The organism is Acidovorax sp. SRB_14, from assembly GCF_012932145.1.
GTDB lineage: Bacteria > Pseudomonadota > Gammaproteobacteria > Burkholderiales > Burkholderiaceae_C > Simplicispira.
The window spans coordinates 85,658-100,159 of record NZ_MWOK01000004.1 but is presented as its reverse complement, the minus strand read 5'-3'; the positions used below and the strand labels follow the sequence as shown (position 1 = coordinate 100,159).

The 14,502-nt window shown below is 68.6% G+C and carries 15 protein-coding genes; 4 read left to right on the top strand and 11 right to left on the bottom strand.

The window, feature by feature from the left end; translation table 11 throughout:
- Positions 1-23: 23 nt before the first annotated feature.
- The 7 genes from B2J86_RS04645 to B2J86_RS04615 are packed head-to-tail and all read right to left on the bottom strand — an operon-like array spanning position 24 to position 6,406.
- Positions 24-1,832: a lysoplasmalogenase family protein gene (locus B2J86_RS04645; protein ID WP_173024833.1), complete on the bottom strand. Its 1,809-nt coding sequence runs from the start codon at positions 1,830-1,832 to the stop codon at positions 24-26.
- Between the two features lie 19 nt (positions 1,833-1,851).
- Positions 1,852-3,021 carry a DSD1 family PLP-dependent enzyme gene (locus tag B2J86_RS04640; RefSeq protein ID WP_173024832.1) on the bottom strand — a complete coding sequence of 390 codons (1,170 nt, stop codon included), beginning with the start codon at positions 3,019-3,021 and terminating at the stop codon, positions 1,852-1,854.
- Complete coding sequence (locus tag B2J86_RS04635; RefSeq protein WP_173024831.1) at positions 3,005-3,643, bottom strand: histidine phosphatase family protein; 639 nt, start codon at positions 3,641-3,643, stop codon at positions 3,005-3,007. Before B2J86_RS04635 ends, B2J86_RS04640 begins: the two co-directional genes overlap by 17 nt.
- The gene (locus B2J86_RS04630; protein ID WP_173024830.1) at positions 3,643-4,221 is read right to left on the bottom strand and encodes a DUF4136 domain-containing protein; all 579 of its coding nucleotides are present in this window, start codon (positions 4,219-4,221) and stop codon (positions 3,643-3,645) included. Before B2J86_RS04630 ends, B2J86_RS04635 begins: the two co-directional genes overlap by 1 nt.
- Positions 4,222-4,264: 43 nt before the next feature.
- Positions 4,265-5,212, bottom strand: coding sequence for a tRNA 2-thiocytidine(32) synthetase TtcA (ttcA, locus tag B2J86_RS04625; protein WP_173024884.1), 948 nt, complete (start codon positions 5,210-5,212; stop codon positions 4,265-4,267).
- Between the two features lie 14 nt (positions 5,213-5,226).
- Positions 5,227-5,598 carry a dihydroneopterin aldolase gene (locus B2J86_RS04620; protein ID WP_169170283.1) on the bottom strand — a complete coding sequence of 124 codons (372 nt, stop codon included), beginning with the start codon at positions 5,596-5,598 and terminating at the stop codon, positions 5,227-5,229.
- A 22-nt stretch (positions 5,599-5,620) separates the two neighbouring features.
- Positions 5,621-6,406, bottom strand: a complete 786-nt coding sequence (locus B2J86_RS04615; RefSeq protein ID WP_173024829.1) for an SDR family oxidoreductase — start codon at positions 6,404-6,406, stop codon at positions 5,621-5,623.
- 11 nt (positions 6,407-6,417) lie between these two features.
- On the opposite strand from B2J86_RS04615, the gene B2J86_RS04610 reads away from it, so the two are divergent.
- Entirely contained in the window at positions 6,418-7,551 is a 1,134-nt protein-coding gene (locus B2J86_RS04610; RefSeq protein ID WP_173024828.1) for a class I SAM-dependent methyltransferase, read from the top strand.
- A gap of 176 nt (positions 7,552-7,727) precedes the next feature.
- A complete protein-coding gene (locus B2J86_RS04605; RefSeq protein WP_169170286.1) occupies positions 7,728-7,922 on the top strand; it encodes a DUF2905 domain-containing protein in 195 nt (64 codons plus the stop codon).
- A gap of 34 nt (positions 7,923-7,956) precedes the next feature.
- Here B2J86_RS04605 and B2J86_RS04600 read toward each other — a convergent pair whose 3' ends face one another.
- The 4 genes from B2J86_RS04600 to B2J86_RS04585 all read right to left on the bottom strand — a co-directional run bounded on the left by B2J86_RS04600 (position 7,957) and on the right by B2J86_RS04585 (position 11,044).
- On the bottom strand, positions 7,957-9,045 hold the full coding sequence (locus B2J86_RS04600) for a diguanylate cyclase (RefSeq protein WP_173024827.1): 1,089 nt from the start codon (positions 9,043-9,045) through the stop codon (positions 7,957-7,959).
- A gap of 50 nt (positions 9,046-9,095) precedes the next feature.
- On the bottom strand, positions 9,096-9,419 hold the full coding sequence (locus tag B2J86_RS04595; RefSeq protein ID WP_169170288.1) for a MerR family transcriptional regulator: 324 nt from the start codon (positions 9,417-9,419) through the stop codon (positions 9,096-9,098).
- A 2-nt stretch (positions 9,420-9,421) separates the two neighbouring features.
- On the bottom strand, positions 9,422-10,411 hold the full coding sequence (locus tag B2J86_RS04590) for a DnaJ C-terminal domain-containing protein (RefSeq protein WP_173024826.1): 990 nt from the start codon (positions 10,409-10,411) through the stop codon (positions 9,422-9,424).
- Between the two features lie 147 nt (positions 10,412-10,558).
- Positions 10,559-11,044, bottom strand: a complete 486-nt coding sequence (locus B2J86_RS04585) for an Lrp/AsnC family transcriptional regulator (RefSeq protein WP_173024825.1) — start codon at positions 11,042-11,044, stop codon at positions 10,559-10,561.
- Between the two features lie 129 nt (positions 11,045-11,173).
- Here B2J86_RS04585 and glmS point away from each other — a divergent pair, with 129 nt between their 5' ends.
- Both glmS and B2J86_RS04575 read left to right on the top strand, forming a co-directional pair.
- Positions 11,174-13,063: a glutamine--fructose-6-phosphate transaminase (isomerizing) gene (glmS, locus tag B2J86_RS04580; protein WP_173024824.1), complete on the top strand. Its 1,890-nt coding sequence runs from the start codon at positions 11,174-11,176 to the stop codon at positions 13,061-13,063.
- 501 nt (positions 13,064-13,564) lie between these two features.
- Positions 13,565-14,443 carry a LysR substrate-binding domain-containing protein gene (locus tag B2J86_RS04575; protein ID WP_173024823.1) on the top strand — a complete coding sequence of 293 codons (879 nt, stop codon included), beginning with the start codon at positions 13,565-13,567 and terminating at the stop codon, positions 14,441-14,443.
- Positions 14,444-14,502: the final 59 nt, after the last annotated feature.

Below are 14,502 nucleotides of genomic sequence, written 5' to 3'. Positions count from 1 at the left end.
GGCCACGCCTGTGCTCGCGCCGCTCAGGCGCTGCCCAGCGGAGTGCGTGCCGGGGGCGAAAGGTCCACGCCGCGGTCCGCCCCGGCGCAGGGCACGGCGCTGCCGCCCAGGCTGCGCAGCATGCCGTGCACGATCAGCACCTGCGCCGCGTAATAGCTGGCCAGCACCCACAGCGGCGCCAGCGGCAGCGGCAGCACGAAGCGGTGGGTGGCCAGCAGCGCGTCGCTCAGCATGAAAAGGCAGGCGCCCACGGCCACGCTGCGCGCGGCCGGGCTGCGCAGCCGCTGCGCGCGGCCCAGCGCCTGGGCGGCCATGAGCGCGATCACCAGCACATAGGCGGCCACGGGGCCGCGCAGCGCGGCGGGCAGGCCGCCCAGCCACAGGCAGGCGTACGTGGCGGCGCCCGTGGCCAGCGTGGCGAGCAGCGCCGGGCGGTGCGCGAACCAGGGCACGCCCTGGCGCAGCAGCGCAAGGTACGCCAGGTGCGCGCCGAGGAAGCTCACCAGGCCGGGCAGAAAGAGGCCGCCGAACATCAGGAACACGTCGCCGGCCAGCGACAGCGCCACAGCGGCCAGCAGCAGGCCCCAGGGTTTTGGGTCAAATCGGCCTCTAGCGATTGCCTGGCAAGCGCTGAGAGCTATCCATAAGATAGCAATCGCCATGGCCAGCGGCTTGAACTGCCAGTGCCATGGCAGCAAGCCCAGGGCGCTGGTGGCGGTGGCCAGCGCGCCGGCCTCGACCACCAGCGCCTGCAGCATGCCGATGCGGCCCTGCACCACGGCGCCCAGGGCCCACTGCGCGGCCAGCAGCACGGCAAACCAGACGGCGTTGTGCGCCAGCGGCGCGCCGTCGGCCTGCCACAGAAAGACCGACACGCCGGCCAGTAGCAGCACAAACTGCGCGCCCGCGAACCAACGCGTGCGCGCGTCTATGGCCGGGTCGAAGCGCGGCAGCTGCGCGAGGTCGAACGCCGGCTTGGGAAAGCGCGCGGCCACGTCGGCGGGCCGCCATCCGGGCCGCTTGAACCACACGCGCAGCTTGTCGCTGAAGCGCCGCGCATGCCAGCTGTCGTGCGCCAGCGCCGCATAGACCTGGGCGTTGGCCCACAGCGGGTCCCAGCTGTTGAGCAGGCCGCGCGTGCCGTAGACGCAGGGCTCGCGCGCGTCTTCGGCGTGGAACGTGCCAAAGAGGCGGTCCCAGACGATGAGGATGCCGCCGTAGTTCTTGTCGAGGTAGCGGTCGTTCACGGCGTGGTGCACGCGGTGGTTGCTGGGCGCGCAGAACCAGCGGTCGAACCAGCCCAGGCGCCCGACCTGCTCGGTGTGCACCCAGAACTGGTAGAGCAGGTCGATGAGGCCGACCACCGCGAACACCAGCGGCGGCACGCCGGCCAGCGCCATCGGCAGGTAGAACACCCAGCCCAGCAGCGCGCCCGAGCTGGTCTGGCGCAGCGCAGTGGACAGGTTGTAGTCCTGGCTCTGGTGGTGCACCGCGTGCGCGGCCCACAGCACGCCGACCTCGTGGCCCATGCGGTGCAGCCAGTAATAGCAGAAATCGTAGAACAGCAGCGCCAGCAGCCAGCCCCAGGCGCTGGTCCAGAACGCGTCGTTGCGCCACAGCGCCACCTGGCTGAAGACCGCGCTGTAGAGGCCGATGCGCAGCACGCGCGTGAACACCGCGCTGGTCTGGCTCAGCATGCCCAGGCTGATGCTGCCCAGCGCGTCATTGAAGCGGTAGGTGTTGCGCCCGCGCGCGCGGCCCACCGCGAATTCGATCGCGATCAGCAGCAGGAACACCGGGGTGGCGAGAACAATGGTCTGGCTCGGGCTCATGGCCCGATTCTTGCGCCGATCAGGTCAGCGCGCCTCTGGCGTCAACCCTGATGATGCGCTCGACCGTGCCGTGCGCCAGCCCGCCGCGCACGCTGACCAGGTGGTCGTGCAGGTTCACCGTCGGGTCGCAGTGCCCCGGGATGAGCCACAGCGTGTCGCCGAGGGCCGGCAGGCGGGCCTCGGGGCTGTCCGCATACAGGATGCCGTGCTCGTCGCCCCCGTTGGCATAGCGCAGCGCCTGCGCGGACGGCAGCAGCGCCACCGTGGGCAGGCCCGAGTCGATCGCATGGCTCTTGTGCCCGGCGTCGCAGACCGCATAGCTGGCGCAGACCGAGATGACCTGGGTCTTCACGAACAGCGCATGCTCGAACGCCGGCTGGGCGCTCTCGCGCTCGTTGCGCGCGTAGTCGGCGTCCATGAACAGGAACGAACCGGCCTGCAGCTCGCCAAACACGCCGCTGGCGGCCTCGTGCGCGAGCGTGCCAGTGCCCGAGCCGGTGACCAGCGGCACGGCCAGGCCGCTGGCAGTGACCAGGTCGCGCGCGTGGCGCGCCGCCTGCACCGCGGCGGCCAGGGCCTCGCGCCGCTCGGCCGCGCCCCTGAGGTGCTGCGCGCGGCCGTGGTAGGCCTGCAGGCCGGCAAAGCGCAGCCGCGCATGGCGCGCCACGGCCTGGGCCAGTGCCACTGCGGGTGCGCCGGGCGGCACGCCGCAGCGGCCCTGGCCGACGTCGATCTCGACGAACACATCGATGCCGGCGCCGCTGCCGGCCTGGTCCATCGCCGCTGCCAGGCGCGCAATGCCCTCCAGGCTGTCCACCGCCAGGGCCAGGTGCCCGCCCTGCGCCGCCAGCTGCGCGGCCAGGCGCGCCACGCGCAGCAGCTTGTGCGGCGCGATGACCTCGTTGCTGATGAAGATGTCGCGCACGCCGCCCGCAGCCAGGGCCTCGGCTTCGGCGGTTTTCTGCACGCAGGCGCCGGTGGCGCCGGAGCGCTGCAGCAGCAAGGCGATTTCGGCGCTCTTGTGCATCTTGGCGTGCGGACGCCAGCGCACCCTGTGCTGGCGCGCAAAGCCGGCCATGCGCTCGATGTTGCGCTCCATGGCGTCGAGGTCCACGACCAGCGCGGGCGTGTCGATCGCGTCCACGCCCTGGCCCAGGCAGGCGCGCAGCGCGTCAGGTAAGGGTTTCATCGCGGCTGGCGTGGTCCAGGTGCTGGGTGTCGGCCCAGCCGATCAGCGTCAGGCCGTCCGGCGTCCAGAGCAGGCGGTTGATGGCGGCGTTGGTCAGCTGCCAGGTGCGCGGCGCCTGCAGCTCCTGGCCCGTGGCCAGGCGGTAGAGCACGTCGAGCACGCCGCCGTGCGCCACCAGCACGACCAGTTCGCCGCAGTGCCGCGCGGCCAGGCGCTGCACGGTGGCGGCGATGCGTGCGCGCAGCGCGGTCAGCGACTCGCCGCCTTCGGGCGCGAAGAGCGGGTCGCGCTTGCGCCAGCGCCGCGCCTGCTCGGGCAGCTCGGCCTCGATCTCGGCGAAGGTGCGGCCCTGCAGCTCGCCAAAGCTGCGCTCGCGCAGGCCGGGCTCGGGCGTCAGCGGCGCGCCCGTGGCCTCGGCCACGGCCTGCGCGGTGGCGTGCGCGCGCTGAAGGTCGCTGGCATAGATGGCGCCCACGGGCTCGCCCGCCAGCGCCAGCCCGAGCTGGCGGGCCTGCCACAGGCCGGTGTCGTTGAGCGGGATATCGAGGTGGCCCTGGATGCGCGTGTCCACGTTCCAGGCGGTCTCGCCATGGCGCACGGCAATGATGCGGGTGGCGTCCATCAGCGTGGGATCTCGACGTTGATTCGGCGCGGCCCGGGCGGCGGCAGCGGAAAGCCGCTGAGCGCCGCGTCGAACATGGCGCCGAAGACGGCCGGGTCGTCGCTCCAGAGTCCTTCGTGCACCGCATGGGTTTCGTAGGCCACGTTGCCGCTCGCCGCCTCGCGCAGCACCAGGCCGACCTCGCGGCGGTACAGCGTGGACGGCGGAAAGCGCATGGCCAGGCCGCCGTGGAAGCCGCGCCCGCCCCAGCCCAGGCCACCCCATCCCCACCAGGGGCCGTACCAGTCGGGCGAGATCTGGCGGTCGGTGCGGGCGTAGACCTGCGCGCGGTAAAACGGTGCCGTGGCATCGAAGCGCAGGCCCACCTTGGCCAGGGCCTGTGCGGCCTGGGCCTCGATGGCCGATTGCTGGGCGTCCTGGACTTGCTGCGAGGGCAGGCGCTCGAAGCGGTAGGTGGGCGTGGCGGGCAGGGCGGCCAGGCGCGAGAACGACTGCACGTCGCTGTCGACCAGGCGAACGCCGGTGCAGCCGGCCAGCGCCAGCGCCGCGCACAGCAGGGGCCATCGGATCCATTTCATGGCAGCTCCTTGGGTGAGAGGGGTGGGCGCCGCAGCGCTGGCCTCAGGTGATCCGCACCACCTGCACGCCGGGCAGGCCCGGCGCGGCGGCAAACTCCTCGGTGTCAAAGGCCTTGTCGCCGTTCTCGTCGGCGATGCCGGTGGCGCGCGCACCCTGGAAATCGTACAGCGCGGCATCGAGCAGGTGGCTCGGAACGACGTTCTGCAACGCGTTGAACATGTTTTCCACCCGGCCGGGGAATTTCTTCTCCCAGTCGCGCAGCATCTCGCCGACCTGTTTGCGCTGCAGGTTCTCCTGGCTGCCGCACAGGTTGCACGGAATGATGGGGAAGTTGCGGTGCTGCGACCAGCGCTGCGTGTCCTTTTCGGCCACGAAGGCGAGCGGGCGGATCACGACATGGCGGCCGTCGTCGCTGACCAGCTTGGGCGGCATGCTCTTCATCTTGCCGCCAAAGAACATGTTGAGCAGCAGCGTCTGCAGGATGTCGTCGCGGTGGTGGCCGAGCGCTATTTTTGTGGCGCCGAGCTCGTCGGCTACACGGTACAAAATGCCGCGGCGTAGCCGGCTGCACAGGCTGCAGGTGGTCTTGCCCTCGGGGATCAGGCGCTTGACGATGCTGTAGGTGTCCTCGTTCTCGATGTGGAACGGCACGCCAGTGCTTTTCAGGTAATCGGGCAGCACGTGCTCGGGAAAGCCGGGCTGCTTCTGGTCCAGGTTGACCGCGATCAGGTCGAAGTGGATCGGCGCGCGCGCCTTGAGCTTGAGCAGGATGTCGAGCAGGGTGTAGCTGTCCTTGCCGCCCGACATGCAGACCATGACCTTGTCGCAGTCCTCGATCATGTTGTAGTGCACGACGGCGCGGCCCACCTCGCGGCACAGGCGCTTTTCGAGCTTGTGCGTTTCCCGCTCGATCTTGAAGTCGGCCGCCGGGCGCGCGGGCGCTGCGGCGTCTTCGCCGGTCCAGGTGGCGGTCTCCGCGCGGGGTTGCATTGCGTTCATGTCGTTCACCACTGTCCTGTCTGCATGCGGATGGCCACTTCGCAGTCGTCAAAAATTTCAAGCTTGGCGATTTTCACGCGCACGCCCAGCACGCCGGGCAACTGCATCAGCCGCTGGGCCAGCTTGCCGATCAGGCTCTCGAGCAGGTTCACATGCTCGGCCGTGCACTCGTCGATGATGATCTGGCGCACGCGCCGGTAGTCGAGCACGTGGCCGATGTCGTCGTCGCGCGGCGCCAGCGGCTGCACGCCCAGGCTCAGTTCGGCGTCGACCTGGATCGGTTGCGGGGCGTTTTTCTCGTGCGCCAGGATGCCCAGGTTGGCGTCGAAGCGCAGCCCGGTCAGGGTCAGGGTCTGGTTGCCAATGGCTTGGTTCATGGATTGTAGGGTGAGCCTGTGCTCACATCATGGAGAAGTCGCGGTCAAACTTCATCAGGTGCTGGCCGCCGTCGATCAGCAAGGTCGTGCCCGTGACCGAGCGGTTTTCGAGCGCAAAGCGCACGGCATGGGCCACATCGTCAGCCGTGGATGAGCGCCCGAGCGGGCTGAGCGCATGCAGCGCGGCGAACTTTTCGTCGCTCAGCAGGTGGCTGGTCAGCGTCAGGCCGGGCGCCACGCCGACCACCCGCACGCGCGGCGCGAGCGCCAGCGCCAGCATCGTGCCGGCGGCTTCGAGCGCGGCCTTGGACAATGTGTAGCTGACGAAATCGGGGTTCTGGTTCCACAGCTTCTGGTCGAGCAGGTTGACTACGGCGCCGTGCGCGCCGTCCTCGCCCGCGTCGGCGCGCGCCTGCAGGTGCGCGTGCAGCGCCTGCGCCAGCACGATGGGAGCGCCGGTATTGCTGCGCAGGTGCTGCTCCATCGCGGCAAAGCCGAAGCTGGCGGCGTCGTCGTGCGCAAACAGCGAGGCGCTGTTGACCACGGCGTCGACGGCACCAAAGTGCGCCACCACGCGCGGCAGCAGCGCACGCACGGCGGCCTCGTCCTCGAAGTTGGCATCAAAATGGGCGCTGGCGCCCGACAGCTCTACGCAGGCAGCTACCGTATCGATAGCGTCCCGCGCGGACGCCCGGTAGTGCACCGCCACCTGCCAGCCGCCGGCGGCCAGGGCCAGCGCAATGCTGCGGCCCAGGCGCCGGGCGGCGCCGGTCACCAGGACGGTGCGCGGACGGGAGGGTTCGGACATTCGGAGGGACAATGCGTGCCGTGACGAAAGAACCAACAAGTTTAACGACCGCCCTGCAAGCCCACATCGCGCAGGCCATTGCCGCGGGCGGCGGCTGGATCGGCTTTGACCGTTTCATGGCGCTGGCCTTGTACACGCCGGGCCTGGGCTACTACGCCGGCGAGCTGCCCAAGTTCGGCGCCATGCCGGGCTCGGGCAGCGACTTTGTGACCGCCCCCGAGCTCACGCCGCTGTTCGGCCAGACGCTGGCGGCGCAGGTGGGCCAGGCGCTTGCGCACACCGGCACCGACGAGGTCTGGGAGTTCGGCGCGGGCTCGGGCGCGCTCGCGCTGCAGCTGCTCGACGCGCTGGGCGGCGCGGTGCGCCTCTACACCATCGTCGACCTGTCGGGCAGCCTGCGCGCGCGCCAGCAGGCGCTGCTGGCCGCGCACGCCGACAAGCTGCGCTGGGTGGACGCGCTGCCGGACGCCTTCGAGGGCGTGGTCGTCGGCAACGAGGTGCTCGATGCCATGCCGGTCAAGCTGCTCGCGCGCCACGGCGGCGCGCAGGGCGGCGTCTGGCACGAGCGCGGCGTGGCCTGGCGGGACGGCGCCTTTGCCTGGGCAGACCGGCCCACCGATCTGCGCCCGCCGGTCGAGATCGAGGGCCCGCACGACTACCTGACCGAGGTCCATCCGCAGGCGGAGGCCTTCCTCCACACGCTGGGCGATCGCCTCACGCGCGGCGCGGCGTTCTTCCTCGACTACGGCTTTGGCGAGGGCGAGTACTACCACCCGCAGCGCCACATGGGCACGGTGATGTGCCACCGCGCGCACCAGGCGGACGACAACCCGCTGGCCGACGTAGGCCTCAAGGACATCACCGCCCACGTCAACTTCACCGCCATGGCGCTGGCCGCGCAAGACCAGGCCCTGCCCCCAGGCCAGGGCTGGAGCGTGCTCGGCTACACGACGCAGGCGCACTTCCTCATCAACTGCGGCTTGCTCCCAAAAATGGAGCTGCAACCGCTGGCCCAGCGGACGCTGGCGGCCAAATTGATCATGGAGCATGAGATGGGCGAGCTGTTCAAGGTGCTGGCGCTGTGCAAGGGCGAGCCCTGGGACGCTCTGGGCTTTGCGCACGGCGACCGCACGCACCGGCTGTGAAATGAAACGACAACCCCCTGAGGCGCTTCGCGCCTTCCCCCTTCCTTCGCATTGCTGCGCAAAGCGGGAAGGGGGACGCCGCCAGCGCTGCGGGGCGGCCCTTGCGCGGCGGATGCTGGCCTGGCCGCGCCTGTTTCAAGCGCTGCGGGTGGCGCGCAGCGCAATGGACCACTGAGATGATCCGCTGGCTCATCGTCGTCTTTCTGGCGCTGGTGCTGATCAACGGCCTCACGCCGTGGCTGCGCCGCCTCGGGCTGGGGCGGCTGCCGGGGGATTTTCACTTTCGCCTGTTCGGCCGCGACTGGTTCATTCCGCTGGCGAGCACGGTGCTGCTGAGCTTGCTGCTGAGCTTGGCGGTGAAGTGGCTCTAGCGCCGAGAAAATGCGGGGGCGGCGCCGCGGCACGTCAGGCAGAGGCGTGCGCAAGGGCGTCCGCGCCGGCATGCGCGACCCGGTTGCGCCCGCCGTGCTTGGCGCCATAGAGCGCGGCATCGGTCTCGTTCATCCAGTCGCGCAGCTGTGCATGCTGCGGCCCGGCCTGGGCCACGCCGATGCTGCCCGTCAGGCGCAGCTGGGGCAGCGCGTGCAGGCGCAATGCCTGCACGCGCTCGCGGATGCGCTGGGCGATGGCCAGCGCCTCGTCGGGCGTGGTGCGGCGGCAGACCACGGCGAATTCGTCGCCGCCGTAGCGGCCCGCGCAGTCCTGGGCGCGCACGCAGTCGCGGATGATGCGGCCCACGGCGCCGATCACCTCGTCGCCCACGGTGTGGCCATGGATGTCGTTGACCGGCTTGAAATGGTCGATGTCGATCATCAGCAGGCACGCGGGCTCGCCGCTGGCCTGGGCGTGGCGCAGCGCCGCTTCTGCCTGCTCCTGCCAGTGGTTGCGCGCGTACAGGCCGGTCTGGGCGTCGAGCTGCCGCAGTGCTTCGAGCTGGCGGTTCTGCCGCGAGACGGTGCGGATCAGCCGGTAGCTGGCCATGCTGGTAGCGAGCGTGTGGACGACGAGCAAAGGCAGCGTGCACGCCACCACCGTGAGCGGGCTCTCCAGCCAGGGTGCGGGTTGCGTGACCAGGGTGGCGAGCGCGCCCACGCCCAGCATGCCGGGCAGCGAATGCAGCCACAGGCGCTTGATGCCGGTGCTGATCTTGTCATAGGTGGTGACCGCCACCAGCACCGTGCTGGGCAGCAGGTTGAAGTGCATCAGCGGCACCCACAGACCGACGATGGCCGAGTCGACCAGCAGGTTGCGCACTTCCGCGCGGTAGGGGTCCGCACTGCGGCGCGCCAGCAGGTAGGCCAGGTGCGGCCACAGCAGCGTTGCCACCAGCAGCGCCCAGTGCGGTGCCGGGGCCTGCAGCTCGCGCAGCACACTGCCCACGAGCAGCGCGCCCAGCCCCATGCCCAGCACGCGCAGCGGGTAGATATGGCGCGGGATGCGCTGGCGCGGTGCGGGCGCGGTGTCCTGCGTGGAGGTGGGGAGCGGGTCGGGCATGGTGCGCAGGCGGAAGTGGTTGCTGTTTGTAACACTTGTGCGCAGAGTTGTCACTGCGTCCCGTCTCCGCGCTGGGCCAGGCGCTGGCGCAGCTGCGCCACCTCTTCGATCAGGTCGGCGGTCAGCGCGGCCAGGTAGGGGTCGGCGTCAAACGTCGCCTCGAGTTGCGCGATGCGGCGTGCGCGCACCAGCGTGGTGCCCGTGAAATGCCATTCGCCCGTGCCCGGCGAGGCGACTTCGATCACGCCGGCCTCGACGCGCGCGCTCACCCAGTCCGGGTGGCGGCGGCAGGCGCGCGCCAGCTCTTCGCGCGTGAGCGCATGCTCGTCCAGCAGCTCGCCCAGTTGCACGGGAAGGTGGAATGCGTGGGTCATGGTCAGGCTCCTTCGGCGCGGTGGTTCTGGCGCGGATTGAAGTGCGGGAAGGCCTTGGCCAGCGCGGCATAGGCGGCGCGCGCGCTGTCGCTGTCGGCCGGGGGCTGGGCGATGTCGAGCTCCAGGTACAGGTCGCCCGGCGGCGTCGATGGGATGCCGCGGCCTTTGAGGCGCAGCTTGCGGCCGGGCCGCGAGTGCGCGGGCACGCTCACCTCCACGGGGCCGGTGGGCGTCAGCACTTCGACGCTGGCGCCCAGTGCGGCCTCCCAGGGCGCCAGGGGCAGGGACTGGTAGACGTCGCGGCCCTCGGCGTGCCAGGGCCCGCCCGGCGTGAAATGCACTTCGAGGAACAGGTTGCCCGCGGGCGCGCCGCCGGTGCCGGGGCTGCCCTGGCCGACCAAGCGGATCAGCTGGCCTTCGCGCACGCCTTTGGGGATCTTGACCTGCAGGCTGCGCTCGTCGGGCACCAGATGGCCGTGGGCGTCCAGGTGCGCGCCGCGCAGGTGGATGGTGCGCTCGGCACCGTGGTAAGCGTCGCGCAGGTCCAGTTCGATCTTGGCGTGGTGGTCGCTGCCCGGCTCGGCATGCCGTCCATCGCCGCCATGCGTACGGTGGCCGCGCTGGGCGTGCTGGGCGCGCGCGGCGCGGCCAAACAGCTGCTCGAAGAAGTCGCTGAAGTCGCCCGCGTCGCCCGCAGTGCCGTCGTCCGAGAACTCGAAGCCCGCGTCCCAGTTGGGCGGCGGCCGGAAATCGCGGCCCCCATGCGCCGCCTGCGCCGCCTGGGCGCCCAGGTTGTCGTAGGCGGCGCGCGTTTCGGGGTCGGAGAGCACGGCGTTGGCCTCGTTGACCTCGCTCATGTGCTGGGCGGCGTGGGGCTCTTTGCTCACGTCCGGGTGGTACTTGCGGGCGAGCTTGCGGTAGGCCTTCTTGATGTCTTCGGCGCTCGCGTTCTTGGCGACGCCGAGAACCTGGTAGTAGTCCTTGAACTCCATGCCGGTGCTCCTGTCCGTGGGCTGCCTGCACTCTACGCGATTGCCGGGGCGCGGCAAGCGTTTCGCTAGGCAGGCGAGGGCGGAGGCATTGGATGCTATTTATTTAATAGCTATTTGCGCTTGCTGATAAAGCGTTTGGGTGGTTTTTCATGCCAAAGGCACGCGCGGATCGAACTTGGCCCGCCGGGTGCTGAAGAACGCGCGCACATTGCGCACGTTGGCGTCGCTGGTGAAGAGCCGCTGCGCCAGCGCCAGGTAGGCGGGCATGTCGCGCGTGTGCGTGACCAGCACGAAGTCGGGGCCGGGCGAGACGCGCCAGCATTGCTGCACGGCCGCGTCCTGCACGGCGCGCGCCTCGAACGCATCGAGCAGTTCGGCGCCCTGGCGCTCCAGCGTGATCTCCACGATCGCCTGCAGACCATGGCCCACCAGCGCCGCCACGCGCTCGGGCTGCAGCAGGGCCACCTGGCGCTCGATCAGGCCGGCGGCGTGCAGGCGTTTGACGCGGCGCAGGCAGGTGGGCGGCGAGACATGCACGCGCGCGGCCAGCGCTTGGTTGCTTTGCGCGGCGTCGTTTTGCAGCAGGTCCAGCAGCAACAGGTCGGTGGCATCAAGATCAAAAAATTCATTCATGTGATTTTTATAGATTTTAATTTCATGAGTGTTATTTTATGGAATATAAGTTCATTTATATACAAATATCAATCGGATATTTCTGAGTGCTGCGCCTACCATGGCACCACTTTCCACCGGAGATTTCTTATGTGCGGCATCGTCGGCGCGGTTTCAGCGCGCAATATCGTCCCCATCCTCGTCCAGGGTCTGCAGCGCCTCGAATACCGGGGCTACGACTCGTGCGGCGTGGCGGTGCACATGGCCAGCCTGGGCGCGGGCGGCGGTGGCCTGCAGCGCGCACGCAGCACGGCACGCGTGGCCGAGCTGCTGGAACAGGTGCAAACCACGCCCGTCGAAGGCGCGACCGGCATTGCCCACACCCGCTGGGCCACGCACGGTGCGCCCGTGGAGTGCAACGCCCACCCGCATTTCAGCTATGGCGCCGGCGCGGACACCGAGCCCGCTGGCGCCGCCGCAGGCCGCGTGGCCGTGGTGCACAACGGCATCATCGAAAACTTTGAAGCGCTGCGCACCCATTTGCGCGGGCGCGGCTACGTGTTCGCCAGCCAGACCGACACCGAGGTCATTGCCCACCTGGTGGACAGCCTCTACAGCGGCGACTTGTTCGAGGCAGTGCAGGCCGCCGTGGCGCAACTGCACGGCGCGTTTGCGATTGCGGTGATGCACAAAGACGAGCCGCACCGCGTGGTCGGCGCGCGCGCCGGCTCGCCCCTCATCCTGGGCGTGGGCCAGGATGGCAAGGAGCATTTCCTGGCCAGCGACGCCATGGCCCTGGCCGGCGTGACCGACCAGATCGTCTACCTCGAAGAAGGCGACCTGGTGGACCTGCAGTTGGGCCGCTACTGGGTGGTGGGGCGCGATGGCCGCTCGCTCGCGCCCGCGCAGCGCCCGGTGCGCACCGTGCACGCGCACAGCGGCGCGGCCGAACTCGGGCCCTACCGCCACTACATGCAAAAGGAGATCTTCGAGCAGCCGCGCGCCATTGGCGACACGCTCGAAGGCGTGGTCGGCATCGTGCCCGAGCTGTTTGGCGACGGCGCCTACCGGGTCTTCCAGGAGATCGACTCGGTGCTCATCCTGGCCTGCGGCACCAGTTACTACAGCGGCTGCACGGCCAAGTACTGGCTGGAGTCCATCGCCAAGCTACCGACCCAGGTCGAGGTGGCCAGCGAATACCGCTACCGCGAATCGGTGCCCAACCCGCGCACGCTGGTGGTGACCATCAGCCAGTCGGGCGAAACTGCCGACACGCTGGCCGCGCTGCGCCACGCGCAGGGCCTGGGCATGCAGCACACGCTGACCATCTGCAATGTCGCCACCAGCGCCATGGTGCGGGAATGCAAGCTGGCCTACATCACGCGCGCCGGCGTCGAGATCGGCGTGGCCAGCACCAAGGCCTTCACCACGCAGCTGGCGGGTCTGTTCTTGCTGACGCTGGCGCTGGCGCAGGCCAAGGGGCGCCTGAGCGAAGCGCAAGAGGCCGAACACCTCAAGGCCATGCGCCGCCTGCCCGTGGCGTTGCAGGCCGTGCTGGCGCTGGAGCCCCAGATCATCAGCTGGGCCGAAGACTTTGCCCGCAAGGAAAACGCCCTGTTCCTGGGCCGCGGCCTGCACTACCCGATCGCGCTCGAAGGCGCGCTCAAGCTCAAGGAAATCAGCTACATCCATGCCGAGGCCTATCCGGCCGGCGAGCTCAAGCATGGCCCGCTGGCGCTGGTGACCAGCGCCATGCCCGTGGTCACGGTGGCGCCCAACGATGCGCTGCTGAAAAAGCTCGAAAGCAACATGCAGGAGGTGCGCGCGCGCGGCGGAGTGCTCTATGTGCTTGCCGACGCCGACACGCGCATCGACAGCAGCGAAGGCGTCCACGTCATCCGCATGCCCGACCACTACGGCCCGCTCAGCCCCTTGCTGCACGTGGTGCCGCTGCAGCTGTTGGCCTACCACACGGCCTGCGCGCGCGGAACGGATGTGGACAAGCCCCGCAACCTCGCGAAAAGCGTCACGGTGGAGTAGCGTGGGGTGATGCAGCAAGGGCTATTATTCCGGGTAATTAGAGTCGTAAACAAGCCTCTAGCATCCATGCGGGTTTGCGGGCAGGTGATTTGTAACCGTAAAGTCGTAAACACAGATCCAGTTGATTCTTGGGTAAATTGAATGCGAGCCTTGCTCCCTTAGGCCATGCAACGATTGCTACAGAAAAAAGAGCGCTCGGGAAGAGCGCTCTTTTTTGTTGGTGAAAAGCCAATCGTTTTTCGTCATGGGCAGCCTGTTGGAGCTGTGGTGACCGCATCAGGCTGATAGCGGCCGCCCTGCATTAATCGCCGGATGACTGCTAATGGTGACACTGGAAGTTGGCCAACCTTGGCCTGGATGCCCTGTACCTTTTGAAATGGTCACTCCACGGATGGGAGCACGGCCGGCAAAGCCTACTTGCGGCGCTAGTGGCAGCCGGTATTGAACCGTCCCGGAGCGGGCTCGATAAGTCCAACCGGCAGGCTTGACAATGGCATTCTGATGAAAACACCCCCACTCAATCCTCTCAAGGTCTTTGAAGTCGTCGCACGCACCAGTAATCTCACGTTGGCGGCCAGCGAGCTGAATGTGAGTCAGTCGGCCGTGAGTCGGCAGGTGGCCGTGCTGGAGGAATACCTGGGTGTGCAGCTCTTCGCACGCGAACGAGTTGGCGTGCGACTTACCGAAATCGGAGAAACCTACGCACGCAGGATCGGGCCGGCGTTCAAGGAAATCTCCGCCGCCACCGCTTTCATCACGCAAAAATATTCCAACAACGTCATCCGCGTGCGCACCTACACCACGCTCACGGCGCGCTGGCTAATCCCGCGTCTGCCGCACTTCAAGGCACAGCACCCGGAGGTGGAGGTATCCATCCTCAACAGCAACGCGCAGCTGGATTTCGGAGTGGAGAAGTGCGACCTTGCCATCGTGCTGGGCGTCGGCGCCTGGCCCGACGCTGATGCCACGCTGCTGCTGGAGGACGTCGTGGAGCCGGTCTGCGCGTCTGGTTTCATCGAGGGCGCGGCGACCCTAGAAGGGCTGCGCGGAAAGCGCCTGCTGGTCTCTAAGTACCGCAAGGACGACTGGCCGCGCTGGCTCGCGCACGCGGGAATGACCGATGTGTTCGAGACGGCCGAAAAGATGGTTTTCAGCAGTTCCATCCTCACCTGGCAGGCGGCCATGGACGGCCTTGGCATTGCCATCGGCCAGCAGCATATGCTGGACTCCGACTTCCAGGCCGGCCGCCTCGTGCGCCCTTTCGCACGCCCGCTAAGCACGGGCCAGGGTCACTACATCGTCACACCGGCGCTGCAGCGCCACTCTGACAAGATCGCCGCGTTCAAGGACTGGCTGATGCGCGAGGCGAGGCAACTATGAAAAGGTGAGCTGCTTGTTCCTGCAGATAGTGGATTTCTAGCGGATTTGACTCCGAAATA